Origin of the sequence: Syntrophotalea carbinolica DSM 2380 (assembly GCF_000012885.1) — a bacterium.
GTDB classification, from domain to species: Bacteria; Desulfobacterota; Desulfuromonadia; order Desulfuromonadales; family Syntrophotaleaceae; genus Syntrophotalea; species Syntrophotalea carbinolica.
Genome location: NC_007498.2, coordinates 2,059,867 through 2,074,519 on the forward strand (window position 1 = coordinate 2,059,867; position 14,653 = coordinate 2,074,519).

The 14,653-nt window shown below is 53.8% G+C and carries 8 protein-coding genes; 1 reads left to right on the forward strand and 7 read right to left on the reverse strand.

Annotated elements, in window-relative coordinates; all coding sequences use genetic code 11:
* Positions 1–240: 240 nt before the first annotated feature.
* Complete coding sequence (gene htpG, locus PCAR_RS09810; RefSeq protein ID WP_011341500.1) at positions 241–2,088, reverse strand: molecular chaperone HtpG; 1,848 nt, start codon at positions 2,086–2,088, stop codon at positions 241–243.
* Between the two features lie 550 nt (positions 2,089–2,638).
* Here htpG and PCAR_RS09815 point away from each other — a divergent pair.
* Entirely contained in the window at positions 2,639–4,774 is a 2,136-nt protein-coding gene (locus tag PCAR_RS09815; RefSeq protein WP_011341501.1) for a thioredoxin domain-containing protein, read from the forward strand.
* A 618-nt stretch (positions 4,775–5,392) separates the two neighbouring features.
* On the opposite strand, the gene PCAR_RS09820 is transcribed toward PCAR_RS09815, so the two are convergent.
* The 6 genes from PCAR_RS09820 to PCAR_RS09845 form a co-directional block, all read right to left on the reverse strand.
* Positions 5,393–7,291, reverse strand: coding sequence for a phosphoenolpyruvate carboxykinase (GTP) (locus PCAR_RS09820; RefSeq protein WP_200858964.1), 1,899 nt, complete (start codon positions 7,289–7,291; stop codon positions 5,393–5,395).
* A 745-nt stretch (positions 7,292–8,036) separates the two neighbouring features.
* Positions 8,037–9,338 (reverse strand): nitrite/sulfite reductase, encoded by a 1,302-nt coding sequence (locus tag PCAR_RS09825; protein ID WP_011341503.1) that lies wholly within the window; start codon positions 9,336–9,338, stop codon positions 8,037–8,039.
* 179 nt (positions 9,339–9,517) lie between these two features.
* A complete protein-coding gene (cysN, locus tag PCAR_RS09830; protein WP_011341504.1) occupies positions 9,518–11,320 on the reverse strand; it encodes a sulfate adenylyltransferase subunit CysN in 1,803 nt (600 codons plus the stop codon).
* A gap of 103 nt (positions 11,321–11,423) precedes the next feature.
* Positions 11,424–12,329 (reverse strand): sulfate adenylyltransferase subunit CysD, encoded by a 906-nt coding sequence (cysD, locus tag PCAR_RS09835; RefSeq protein ID WP_011341505.1) that lies wholly within the window; start codon positions 12,327–12,329, stop codon positions 11,424–11,426.
* Between the two features lie 810 nt (positions 12,330–13,139).
* Positions 13,140–13,850, reverse strand: a complete 711-nt coding sequence (locus PCAR_RS09840) for a phosphoadenylyl-sulfate reductase (protein ID WP_011341506.1) — start codon at positions 13,848–13,850, stop codon at positions 13,140–13,142.
* 14 nt (positions 13,851–13,864) lie between these two features.
* Positions 13,865–14,089, reverse strand: a complete 225-nt coding sequence (locus PCAR_RS09845) for a DUF2061 domain-containing protein (RefSeq protein WP_041531332.1) — start codon at positions 14,087–14,089, stop codon at positions 13,865–13,867.
* Positions 14,090–14,653 lie beyond the last annotated feature (564 nt).

Here is a 14,653-nt window from a genome sequence, read left to right on the forward strand (position 1 = left end):
ATCGTCTCTACAAAATAGCAGAGCAGTGAACCCGAGTGCAACGTATACCTTTTATCAAGGTACGATTGCCCCGGTCCCGGAACCGAGTCCCTCTTTGCAGGGACAAGGTTCCTCCTGTTTGCTGGCATTGAAATCTAGCTTCGGACATGGAGCCGATGAAAGGCAGAAGCGCGAACCGACGCCACGGTTGGCAACAAGACGCGCCCCTGCGATGAACCGTCACTGTCTCCCACTCGGATTTTATCCGAGGGTACCGAATTTGCACAGGATTCGGTTACTGCGCTCCAGAAAAGCCGCCATCCTGTCTTTGTCGAAAGCACAATGCGGCAGCATGGACAGATCATAAATCTGCTCCATCAGCATGGCGGCATCGTCGTCATTCCCCTGCTCTTTCAGGTCCAGAATGGTATCGACCACCGGTGACTTGGCATTCAGGCACAGGGTGTGGCCGCCGAACATATCCTCATCCCCCTTGCCCATCATTTTGGTCATTTCCTGCAGTCGACGGGTCTGCTCGGAAAGAATCACCATCCCCGGCACGCTGTCGTCCTTGAAACTTTCAACCCTGACCGAAAGCCCGTCGACCTTGAGCGAATCTTCGAAGGCTTTACGAAGAAGTTCGCTGCGTTCCTTGCGCTCGTCCTTGCCGGCCAGCTGGATCTTGGAATCTTCCTCGATGAGGTTTTCCGTAAGGTCGCTGTCCACCCGCTGGAAAGTTACCTTGCTGTCTTTCATTTCAAGGAACTGGATGAAATGACTGTCGATGAGACTGTCGAGCACCAGCACGTCCATGCCCTGATTGGCGAAAAGCTTCAGATAGGTGCTCTGCGCAGCTTCGTTGTTGGTATAGAAAACCTTATCGGCATGTTTTTCGGCCGCTCTTTCCAGATATTCGGGCAAGGTGGTGTAAGCATCTTTTCCGGCCATGCGGAAGATGAGATGGTCCTTGAGCTTGTCGTTGAACTTGTCATCGCGCATCATGCCGTATTTGACAAAGGTGTGAATATTGTCCCAAACGGGGATGAAGCTTTCGCGATCGCCTTTGGCAAGATCGGCGATTTTGGAGGCGACCCGGCTGCTGATAACCTCGCGGATTTTGCGGACCTGCGGCTCGTTCTGCAGATAGCTACGCGATACGTTCAGGGGCAGATCGGGGGCATCGAGACAACCCTGCAACGGATTAAGGAATTCCGGTATCAGCTCCGGGCAGTTGTCCGACACGAAAACCTGGTTGCAGAAGAGCTTGATATGACTTTTGGCCACATCGAATTCGGTGGTCAATTTGGGGAAATAGAGCACCCCTTTGAGATTAAAGGGATAATCGATGTTCAAATGGATCCAGAACAGCGGATCATCCGCCAGGGGATAAAGTTTTTTATAAAACTCCAGGTAGTCTTCGTCCTTGACCTCCGAGGCGGAGCGGGTCCACAAAGGGTTCCGGTCATTCACCACATCGCCGGCCAGGCGAATGGGCACCGGCAGGAAATTGCAGAACCGCTTGAGAATTTCGCGAATATGCGCAGGCTCCAGAAACTCCTTCTCGTCGTCCGTCAGGTGCAGCACCACCTCGGTACCACGCGCTTCCTTGTCGCACTCCTCAAGGCTGTAATCGGTCGATCCCTGGCAGACCCAATGTACGGCCGGTGCATCTTTCTGATAGGAACGGGTAAAAATCTCGACCCGATCGGCCACCATGAAAGAGGAGTAAAATCCCAGACCGAAATGTCCGATAATCTGGTTTTTATCTTCCAGGTCCTTGAATTTTTCAACAAATTCTTCAGCCGAGGAGAAAGCGACCTGGTTGATGTATTTGCGGACTTCATCGCCGGTCATGCCGATGCCGTTATCTTTAATGGTAAGAGTGCCAGCATCTTTGTCGACGGTGATATCGATGGCGTATTCGTCAGCCAGCTGCAGCCCTTCAATCAGATTGATGTGCTGAAGCTTGTGAATGGCATCCACGGCATTGGAAACCAACTCCCGCAGAAAGATCTCTTTTTCGCTGTAGAGCCATTTTTTAATAATAGGAAAAATGTTTTCGGTATGGATGGAAATCTGTCCTTTTTCCATCTTGGCGTTATCTGACATAAGTGTTTATTCCTCCTTGTAAATTACTTTGTTTCGCTCGCAAATGTAGTTACCGAAATGTTGTTTGTCAAGGCGCAGGCTTGAATCGTTCTTGCAAAAGTCTGCCTCTTCCCTTTGAAAACAGGTTTTGCCCTGCCAGGGAAGTAAGGCGGCTGCCCGCCGGGAATAGCGAAGTTATGCTTTTTCCTTTTAAGACCATAACTTCAACACCGTGGGGTCGCGCCCCCCACACGCCGCCTTACTCTCTTTTTACACCAAAAGATAGTAAGCAGAGAAAGGTGTCCCCACTCCTTGCCCGCCTGCGGCGGGTCCCCTTCACTACGCAACCGACGGGCGGGTGGACAAAATTCGCTACGCTCAGTCGTCCACCTGATTCGCCCGCCGCCTGCTTCGTTCCGGCGGCGTCACAGGGGGATTAACGGCAAAAACTAAAGCGGCAGTGCCGATGTCTGCACGAATTTCCGGCTGTCGGCGGGTACCGGCCATGTTTGCGGTTTTATTTCCTTACTGATAAGCTAAACAAAAGTTCCCAACCGAAAAAGGAGCTGTCATGACGAACTCGCAGGATAGAGAAAACCTGGTAAGCCGCCTGTCCGAGATCGATACAAGTCTGTTGCCTCCGGACGGTGGCGATCGCTATAACCGACTTATTTTCGAAAGCAGCCCTTATCTTCTGCAACACGCCACCAACCCCGTCGACTGGCACCCGTGGGGCCAACAAGCCTTTGATCTGGCCCGGGAGCAGAACAAACCGGTGCTGGTTTCCATCGGCTATTCCACCTGCCACTGGTGCCATGTCATGGAACAGGAATCCTTTGAGGATCGCGAAGTCGCCGAGGTTCTGAACAAGCTTTTCATCCCCATCAAAGTCGATCGCGAAGAACGCCCCGATATCGACAACCTCTACATGACAGCATGTCAACTCGTCACCGGTGGAGGCGGTTGGCCGCTGAATGTCTTCCTGACGCCGGACAAGGCACCTTTTTATGCCGCAACCTATATGCCGCGCCGACCTCGGGGGCAGATGCCGGGTATCATCGCCATCCTGACCAAGATCGGCGCCATGTGGCAATCCGATCGTGACCAGCTTCTTCAAACCGGGCGGGAAATCGGCGAGACCCTGATACGCCTGGAAAGCAGCGCTGCCCCTGTCGCATCTTCCCTTACCGAGGCGCCTCTCACCGAGGCTTTTGAACGATTCAAGGCAAATTTCGACCATGAACGCGGCGGATTCGGAAAAGCCCCCAAATTCCCCATGCCGCACAATCTTTCCCTGCTGTTTCACATTGCCCAACGTTTCGGCCAGGAAACGGCCGAAGCCATGGCCATCAAAACGCTGCAGCATATCCGACTCGGAGGTATGTACGACCATATCGGCTTCGGCATGCACCGCTACTCTGTCGATGCTTTCTGGCGGGTACCGCATTTCGAGAAAATGCTCTATGACCAGGCATTGGTAACGCTGGCCGCCCTCGATGCTTATCAGGTCACCCACGATACCTTTTTCGAAAGCCTTGCAGATCAGACCATGAGTTACGTTCTGCGCGATCTGAGTCTGCCCGAAGGAGGCTTCTGCTCCGGCGAAGATGCCGATACCGAAGGTGCCGAGGGAACTTTTTACCTGTGGACTCCGCAACAGGTCGAAGAGGTCCTCGGACACCAGCAGGCCACCATCTTTTGTACCTGCTACGAAATCTCCGAGGCGGGTAATTTCGAAGGCAGCAACATTCCTCGCCTCGAAATGGACCTGAAAGAATGGGCCCAGTGGTTCGGCACCGATACGGATGAGCTGGGTGCCGTGCTGGAAGACGGCCGGCGCAAACTGCTTCAGGCCCGCAAATTGCGCGTCCGGCCTCACCGCGACGACAAGGTGCTGGTGGCCTGGAACGGTCTGGCCATCGCCGCCATGGCGCGTACCGCCCGCCTCATCGGCCACCCCGAATACCTTGAAGGCGCTACCCGGGCGGCGGATTTCATCCTATCGAACATGCGCAACGAAGAAGGTCGCCTGCTGCGGCGCTGGCGCAGAGGACAAGCCGGCATTCCCGCGTTCCTGGAAGACTATGCCGCTCTTATCCTCGGGCTCATCGAACTTTACCAGGCTGGGTTCAATGCCCGTTATCTGGCCGAAGCAGTGCAACTTGGCCGCGATATGCAAGAACGGTTCGGCACCCCCGACGGTGTCTATTACGACACCGGCACCGACGCCGAAGAGGTTCTGGTTCGCAAAAGGACTCTGCACGACGGAGCGATGATCTCGGGCAATTCCATGGCAGCCATGGCCCTGTTGCGTTTGGGGTCTCTGACCGGCGAGCCTGCCCTCGAAGAGCATGCCGAAAAAATCCTGCTGGCCTCTTCCAAACAATGGACGGATGCGCCGACAGCCAGCGGCCAGCTGCTCATGGCGCTGGATCTGGCTCTTTCCCAAAGGGAGGTACTGGTGATCGCGGCGCCCAAAGACGACCCTGAAGGGACCAGGATGGTAAAGGCTGCACATACCGGATTCCGCCCCAACCTGATCATTCTATGGCATACGCCGGATGACAATGCCCTGTCGGAGGTGACCCCCCTGGTGCGCGGCAAAACAATGCAGAATGGCAAAGCCACCGCCTACCTGTGCCGCGGCCAAACCTGCATGGCACCGGCCACAACCGTAGACCAACTGCTTGAGCGACTGAACAGTTGACGAACAAAGCCGGGCTGAGTTTTCAGTCCGGCTTTACTTTAGGCGCTATGTCTCGGCCTTTTGCAGCATCCGGGTTCTATTACCTTTGGATCTGATTTCACCGCAGAGCGATTTAACCGCAGAGTTCGCCGAGAGCGCAGAGGAAAGTCTAAATCTTTTTATAAACCAAATAACCAAACTCCTGATTTTGCCTCTCTCTGCGCCCTCCGCGTTCTCGAGTGAGCGAGGCGAACGGGCGGTAACACGCTTTTGAATGAGACGCGAACACACATAAAACCAAGCATTTAACCGCAGAGCTCGCTGAGGACGCAGAGCAAGCCTAGATCTTGTTTTAAACCAAAAACCAAATTCCTGGTTGTTGCCTCTCTCAGCGTCCTCTGCGTTCTCGAGTGAGCGAAGCGAGCGGGCGGTAACACGCTTTTGAATGAGACGCGAACACACATAAAACCAAGCATTTAACCGCAGAGCTCGCTGAGGACGCAGAGCAAGCCTAGATCTTGTTTTAAACCAAAAACCAAATTCCTGGTTGTTGCCTCTCTCAGCGTCCTCTGCGTTCTCGAGTGAGCGAAGCGAGCGGGCGGTAACAATGCTTTTAAACGGGAAACAAATCTTCGCAGATCAATCCCCCTCAAGCTCACCAGGTAAAAGCAGATCACCAACCCGCTGCTGCCACCAGTGCAACCGCCGCCGTTGGCCGTTAAGCATGTCAAATATCACGGCCGGCATACCCGCCGCCTGATGCAGACACGTCTCAACCCGCTCAATACGCGCCAGTTCCTGGGGAATTTTGAGACCGAACTGCTGTCTGTAGTCGTCTCGGGTATAGGGACAATCCAGCACTTCCGTGAATAAAGCTTTTAAATCTTCATAACGCGGCAAACGCCCCGTCGGACCGTCCAAGGCATCGACATCGCCATGAATGCGGCGTTCCATCCATTTAAGCCACACCGCTTTATCGTGCTTGGCATTAAGAAAGGCCCCTTCAGCGTTGCGCAGCCAGTAATTTGTGGAGAAAATACGCGGCGGCCGACTCAGTGCACATCCGAAAGCCAGATGATTGCGTAGGTAATGAGCGAGGGGAATCGACAGGAAATCGAGATTGGCCATGGGATTAAAGGCCCGCACCCCTTCCGCCCCCATGGCCGCCGCCGTGGTTTCGCTCTCAAGACACGCCCCCATGGTGACCACCCCATGAACCCAGTCGTAGCTCTCCAACACCGGCACCGACGTCTCCCGATCCCGTCCGCCATAGATAATACCGGCCAAGGGTACGCCGGCAGGATCATCCACCCGGGCATCGAGATTGCGCAGTTCGTCAAGACTTACGGCAAACCGTGCATTGCCACGATACGATGGTGCGATAGCCTGCCCGCAACTGTCGACCTTGCCTTCGCACCAGGTCCCGGCGTAATTCAGTCCGTTGTGCGGCAACGGCTCACCCATACCAAGCCAATAGGGACGGCCTTCGTGTACCAGCACGTTGGAAAAAATCACCTCCCGCCCCTCGTGCAAGACCCGATACAATTCCGGATCATCCGTGGGGTTAACATTTTCGATAATGCCGAACATGCCGCGTTCAACATTGACCGCCCGGACTTCTCCTTCACATGTGCGCAAATAGGCTAGATCGTCCCCAACCAGACTCTCGCCAACCAGCATGGCTGTAGAGGTTTTACCGCAGGCACTGGGATAGGCCCCGGTGAACCAGGTTTTTCGTCCGTGCGGTCCATGAACCCCCATCACGAACATGTGCTCGGCCAGCCAGCCTTCCTGGTCGGCTTTGCGAATGGCCAGGCGCAGAGCCAGTTTTTTCAGCCCCACGCTGTTGCCGGCGTACTGGGTATTGACGCTGTAGACCAGATCTTCCTGAAGATCGATGTATATGCGCCTGCGAACCAGGTCGGCGCAGACATGGTGTTCCAGCCGACCGGCGGAATGCAGCATGCGAAAAAACCTGTTGAATGCGCCCAGTCGTTTGAACTCCGCATATCCCGTTCGGAACAACAGATCCTCGCTGTGTGCCACGTAAGCCGAATCGGTGATCTGCACGCAGGGGATGCTGAATGGCGAGTGGGCAGGGCCCAGGCAATAAAAACGCACCAACATCACCTTGCCTGTCATGATGCCCCGCAAAAGTTCCTTGATTTCGCCGAGTCCCGCTTCCCTTTCGAGAGTCGCAATGCCGGGACCGAGATTCTGCCCGTGGGGCAGCAGGTAGCGTGTATGGGCCTTATCGCGGGATTGGTCGTGCAGGCGGCAATCTTTAAAGGCATCAAAATGTACCGTGTGCCCAGGCTGCACAAGAGCGGTTTCCTCCTCCAGTTGCAACGCCAGTTGGCGGATCAGTTCCCGATCTTCGGCACTATCGTCACATACCAGTACCCGATCCGGGCAGCAAAGGCGTACGGCCTCGGCAATGAACTTATGCAAATCAGGATTGTGAAGAGCCTGCAACTTTTCGAGACTCGACTTGTCCATGACTGCTGAAAGGCTATTTAGGTCGCTATTCTTCATCATGCCCTCCTCTGCAGAGAACGACTTTATCCATTATCTTGTCTTTAATTTTAATGGATTTAGAGTATTTGGCTATTCCTGAGCAGATAAAACAGCGCACCCAAATACCGAGAGGCTACATGAGGTAACAACCCACATCTCATTGTTTTACGGTTGGTTTTTTGAAACTTGGAAATGAAATATAAAATAAAACACCGTGGGGTCGCGTCCCCACCCGCAGTACAATCTCGCCATTACATCAACTTCAACACCGGCGGGTCGCGTCCCGCCAGACGCCTTACTTTTTGTCCAAACGGCAACAAAAAGTAAGCAAAAAATGCCTTGCCCTCCGGGAAAGCATGTCCGGTGCGGGGAGTCGGAGGACATCACCCTCTTACAGTTCCTTGGCATGGCGCCGCTTTTCTTGAAGCTCTTCCCCTTTTGAAAGTGTGTTTCTGGAATCGTTTATTTTTTCTCTCTGTCGAAACGGGCGAGTACGATTCTGTTGGGTAAAACCTTTTCGCTCTAAATCGGGCACCGGGACACAGAGTTGTTAGTTGCCTTAATTTAGCGGCACCGGTTTCACCCTTCGCCTGCTCCGTTCCGGCGACGTCACAAGGGGATTAACGGCAACACCGATAGCGGCAACGCCGCCTTCCAACTGTGAACCGACAGTTAAGAATAAAAAAACGCCCCTTTCCAAAAAAGAAAAGGAGCGTTTCATATCAAAACCACTTCTACAGCTGAAAATCAACTCAGCACAAAATTCCTAAATAAGCTCTTTAACCGCCTGCAGCAACGCATCGAGGGAAAGTTTTTCGCGAACAACCTTACCAAAACCTTCACCTTCGCGCCGGTAGAGATCGTACAGGGCTTCTTTACTATCGCTGCCCTTGCGTACACCAATGATACCAAAATCAGCCAATTGCGGCTGCGAACAGCTATTGGGGCATCCCGAAACGGCCCAGGTCAGGTCGGTACCTTTGTTACCCAAAGCCTCCTGCAGCTGCCGTGCGACATCCCTGGTCGCCACCAGCCCTTTGGGGCAGGCATGGGTACCGGGACAGGCACGGCATTGCAACGGTTTTTCGTCTTTGAGATATCCGGCGGACTGCAAAGCGCCTCGCAGCTTCGCAGCATCGATACCCGCCCCCAAAGACACCAGCAGATTCTGATCCCTACTGACGGCGAGGTATCCGTCACCGAGGTCACGAACGATGCCGGCGATGTTGCGCAAATCGGCAACCGCCAGCTCTCCGGCAAACACCGGCACGTCGATCCAGCCGTAACTCCCCGGAGCAGACACTTCACCCAGGGCATCATCAAAGGGACTGGCGATCGGACACACGGGAGATCCTCCGGTTTCCACGGCCAGCAGAGCGCGAAACTCTTTTTCGCCAATATCCGCCAATAGATGTTTAAGGCGTTTGCCCGCCGGCGCATGCTTCTGATAAACCTTTATCACGCCCTCGATAAGCGGTATCAGGCGCTCAAAGGGAACCCTACCGGCCAGCAAAAATCCCTCCTGCGGCTGGCGACCGAGGCCGCCTGCCACCCATATGTCACACAGATCACGCCCCTCTTCGTTACCGAGATAGACCATGACCAGATCCTGAAACAGGTGATATGCTCCATGATAGCCGTTTTCCACGGCCAACTTGAATTTCTTGGGCAGCCCTTCAAAATACGGATTCCCCGTAAAGTGTTCATGTAATGCTCGAACCAGTATCTGAATACGTGAGAAGCTCTGCCCTTCAGCCGCTGCGCAGGCAATACTGCGAACCGCGCCGCCACAGGCACCGCGACTGGTCAAACCGACAGCATGGAAACGCCGGAACACCTCCGGCAGCGCATCCCCCTGCACACCGTGCACCTCTATGTTACCCCTGCAGGTCAAATGCAGCATACCGTTGGAAAAAAAATCGGAAATATCGCATATCGCATCGGCCTGCTCCGCCGAGAGAACACCGCCCGGAAGCTTGGCTCTCACCATCAGGTCGCCGGCGGCATTTTGCTGATAGACGCCGTTGATTTTAAGGGTTCGATAATCGATGGCTGCAGTATCGTTCATCTGACAATTCCTTGTTTGAAGGGCTGGAAATAACTCCCGGGAAACATGTAAAACCGGAGGGTAAAGTCTCCGCGGATAAACTGGACAAGCTGACCCGACCGGCCCCATACGGAACCGACCGGGTTTTGCCAATATGCTCCCGACCAATGCAAAGGTCAATAGCTCGCATGAGAAAAACTTCAGACCAGCAGCTCTGCGCTGAGCCGTTCAATCAGTTTTTCAGGGTGTTCCGACTCTGTCGGGCATACCATAATCCTATCGGTAAACGTTTCTCCGGCGCCGGCATCGGCATGACAGATCTCCAGGCAATCCTCACTGTCCAGGATATTCCCGGCGATCCGTGATGCCCGGGTCAGGTCAACATCGGCGGCGACAAGCACGATAAGTCCGGCATCGACCAGAATGTGGGCCGTTTCCAGCAACTGCTTTAATTGCACGCGGCGCAGGGTTCCATCTTCACCGATTTCGCCCCGGAGGGACTCGCCAAGCACGGCACTATCCAGCAGATAGGTATGGCGGCCCAGACTGTGGAGTTTCTTCTCCAACAGCTGGGGCAGATTCTGCTGCCCTTGCCGGTCAAATCCGCTGAACCAGAGAACTTTCGGTTGTTGTTCTTTGGTGCCGGCACGAGCCGCTCTATCCAGGCAGAGCGAAGTCCATGGCGTCTCCGACACACTTGCCAGGGCACCATCGATCATACCGGCAGCAACCGTAGCATGGGTGAGGCGATCGATAAGAATGAAACTGCCCGTGGCTCCGTTTTCCCGATAGGCATCGAAATCCAGCTTTTTGCTGACAGCAATATGACAAACGCCAACTTCATTGAGGGCCAGACTGGTGCCGGGCTCCTGCTGCAGGCTGTTGACATTGACTTTGCATTTGACTTCGCGCACCTGGGCCGGAGCACTGCCTGCAGCGGACTTGAGCACATAGCTGCGGCTGCTGGACAGGGGTTGTTCATGCAGCCAGACAAGCTTTGCTTCAAGCTGATCACTGTGTTGCGGACGCTGTTCGGGGGTCGCCAGCAGATCCCCACGGCTGATATCGATCTCATCCGTCAGAGTCAAGGTAACCGCCTGGCCGGCAACGGCCTCCTGCAGATCGCCATCCATGGTCACGATACGCGCCACGCGACTGGTTTGCCCGGAGGATGTCACGACGATCTCGTCACCGGTGCGAATCGTACCGGATGCGATGGTTCCGCTGAATCCGCGAAAATCGAGATGGGGTCGGTTCACCCACTGGACCGGCAACCGAAACGGTCTGGCCGCCGCCGCATCCTCGACCCGCACCGTCTCGAGATATTCCATTAACGTGGGGCCCTCATACCAGGCAGTGCGATGGCTTGCGGAAAGGACATTATCCCCTTCCAGGGCCGATATCGGTATGGCCGTGATATCCTCGAAGCCGAGCCCCGAGGCAAACAGCTGATATTCTTTACGAATGGTATCGAACCGTTTGGCGCTGTAATCGACCAGATCCATCTTGTTGATGGCCAACACCACGTGACGGATGCCGACCAACGACACGAGATAACTGTGACGCCGGGTCTGGGTCAACACCCCTTTACGAGCGTCAATCAGGATCACCGCCACTTGCGCTGTCGAGGCACCCGTGACCATGTTACGGGTGTACTGCTCATGCCCGGGTGTATCGGCAACAATAAATTTACGCTTGTCGGTGGAAAAATATCGATACGCGACATCGATGGTGATGCCCTGCTCCCGCTCGGCCTGAAGCCCGTCGAGCAACAGAGCGTAGTCGATATTCTCTCCCTGGGTACCAACGCGTTTGCTATCGGCTGTCAACGCGGCCAACTGATCCTCGAACACCATCTTAGAATCCCACAGCAACCGGCCGATAAGCGTGCTTTTGCCGTCATCGACGCTGCCGCAGGTGATGAAACGCAGCATGCTTTTTTCTTCCTGCTGCTTCAGATAAGAATGAATATCGGTCGCGATAAGTTCGGATTGATGGGACATATCTATTCCTCTGGTTCAAAGTTCATGGTTCAAGAGGCAAGGCTCAGGGAACAAGGGGTTTGGTTTTAGGCCAACCTTTTCCCTTACATCTGTCACTTTGAGCCTAAAAATAACCTTCCTGCTTCTTCTTCTCCATCGATCCGCTTTGATCATGGTCGATCAACCGACCCTGACGTTCGGAGGTCCGCGTCAGAAGCATCTCCTGGATGATCTCCGGCAACGTCGCAGCCGTCGATTCCACCGCGCCGGTCAGCGGATAGCAACCCAGGGTACGAAATCGCACCGACTTCATTTCGACCCTCTCGCCGGGTCGCAGCTGCAAACGGTCGTCATCCACCAGGATCAACATGCCGTCGCGTTCCACCACCGGCCTTTCCTTTGCGAAATACAGGGGCACGATGGGAATATTTTCGAGGTAGATATACTGCCACACATCCAGCTCGGTCCAGTTGGACAGCGGGAAGGCGCGAATACTCTCACCCTGCTGCACCTTGGCATTGTAAATATTCCACAGCTCGGGCCTCTGGTTTTTCGGATCCCAGCGATGGGTCGAGGTACGGAAGGAAAAGATACGTTCCTTGGCGCGTGATTTCTCCTCGTCACGTCGGGCGCCGCCAAATGCGGCATCGAACTTGTATTTATCGAGAGCCTGCTTCAAAGCTTCAGTCTTGAAAACATCGGTATGCACCGCCGAACCATGCACAAACGGGTTGATGCCCTGGCGAACGCCTTCCTCATTGATATGCACCAGCAGATCGAAACCGCACTCCGCAGCCATACGATCGCGAAAGGTTATCATCTCCCGGAACTTCCAGGTGGTATCGACATGCAACAACGAAAAAGGTGGCCGCGCAGGATAAAAAGCCTTGCGCGCCAGGTGCAGCATCACCGCTGAATCCTTGCCGACGGAATAGAGCATCACCGGATTTTCGAACTCGGCGGCAACCTCGCGTATGATATGTATGCTTTCCGCTTCCAACTGTTCCAGGTGAGTCATAACTTTCTCCATCGGGATTTACGATTAAGGCTGACGGTTTGTCGAAGTCAGCCTGTATATGCTGTTTGTAAAAAACTGGATCTTCAATCCGGATAACCAGCTGACAACCTCTGATACACACGGATTTAAACCTGAAATCAAAACCGTGATATCGAACACAGACAACGACGGATACACACGGATAAAGACAAATTCTTCGACCCAAAAAACCGGACCTTGAGGTTACATCAGATGTTTATCCCTGCAGTTTCCGCGGCATCCGCGTCCTATTGCCTTTGACCTTCAGGTTTTTGCGAAGTTATCCGCCGTTATCCGCATTTAATCTGTGTTCGGCAACTTGCCTTGGTTTTTGCCTTTAAGATCTAATGGTACGCGGATCAAATCCGATGCGCGCGGGTCTACGCGGATTCAAACCGAAAATCAAAATCGTCATAGCGAACACAGATAACGGCGGATGAACACAGATAAAGGCACTTATTCCAAAAACTAGATCTTGGGGTTAAATCAGATGTTGATCCCTGCAGTTTCCGCGGCATCCGCGTTCTATTGCCTTTGACCTACAGGCTTTTGCGAAGTTATCCGCTGTTATCCGCATTTATCTGTGTTCCACAAATGTCTTTGACTTTAAAACAAAAACCTTTCACCACCCGCTCATTACATTCGCTAGAGACGCAGAGAACACGGAGGAAACCTATGGGTCCTTTATCCTGTTTTTTGCCTCTCTCTGCGTCCTCCGCGTTCTCGAGTGAGCAAAGCGAACGGGCGGTAAAATGCTTTTGAATGAGATACGGGATTTACGTCGATCTGGCCTGACATTCACCCCTATCGGTGCAACCCGCATTCCTTATGTTCCGGATTTTCCCACCACCAGCGACCGGCGCGTAGATCTTCACCGGCTTCAACCGCGCGCGTGCATGGCGCACAGCCGATGGAGGGATACCCCATGCGATGCAGGCGATGGATGGGCAAGGCGTGTTTCTCCGCATACGCCCAGACCTGTTCTTCGCTCCAATCGGCCAGAGGCGATATCTTAACTATTCCACCGTGCGCCTCGTCAATCTCCAGGGGGCTGAGTTGTGCCCGAGTTACACTTTGCTGCCGACGCAACCCCACAACCCAACCGCTCAAACCGTCAAGAGCCCGTCCCAGAGGTTCTACCTTACGAATGCGGCAACATTCATGGCGATTGTCGAGACTTTCCCGAAAAGAGAACAGACCCTTTTCACGTTCGAGATTTTCAACCGTCTGCCTCTCGGGAAAATACCAGTCGATCCGGAGGTCGTAACGGGCCCTGACCGACTCGGCGACCTGGTACGTTTCCTCATTGAGTCGTCCGGTATCGATGGCAAACACCCGCACCTGGGGAGCGATTTTGTGCAACATGTCGATGACGACCACATCTTCCACGCTGAATGAGCTGGCCATGGAAACTTCGCCCCCGGCAGCGCGAATGCCGGCCCGAATAATATCCTCAGCCGTCAACCCTTGAGTATCCAGCAGCGGCAATGTTTTACTGTCCTTATCCTGCGACATGTCGACCTCCCCACTTAGATGTAGTACTCGGGCTGCTTCTCGGCACGCCCGTACGAAATGTTGTTCCAGAGCCTCTCGTGGCCCACATAGACCACCAGTTTGATCACGGTATCGGCCATGCCAATGCCCGCGGCGTACTCAAGTTCTCCCGTGACCAGAAAAACGATTCCACCCGTTATGGCCGATGCAAGAAACCGCCACGACAGAGCTTTTGCGATACTACGACGGGTTGTATCCACCAGCCACCTCCAGGTTACCCTATTGTTTTGATCAAGTTCGTAGTCGCGAAGATACATTAACCGACAAGTTTGGTCAATATAAAAAATTCAGCAAACCACACCGTAGTGGTGTGGTTTGCTGAATGGAAAAACAATTTACGCATGTGTTTTCAGGCAATTGGCATCGCTTCAGACATATATTCCCGGCGCATATTTTTTTATAAGTTATCCACGCAAGATTCCACACCTATTTACGTGTGATTAACCCACATCAGACAATAGGCACTGTTTTCAGGTGCGGAAGATGTCCGCTGAACTTGCCAGGCTATTACGAGTAGGATGTTCCGAGGTAGGAGACGTGACGCACCGGGGTGGGACTACTGCATTTCGATTTTGTATCGTCGGACCCATTGCAGGGACAAACTAAAAGTTTTTCTTGACACATGACAGCCATACACCTTTGAATAGGCGCCAATATTCATCCCTTTGATTAATAATACTGAACCACCATATAACCGCCCGCTCGCTTCGCTCACTCGAGAACGCGGAGGACGCTGAGAGAGGCAAAAACAAGGAATTTGGTTC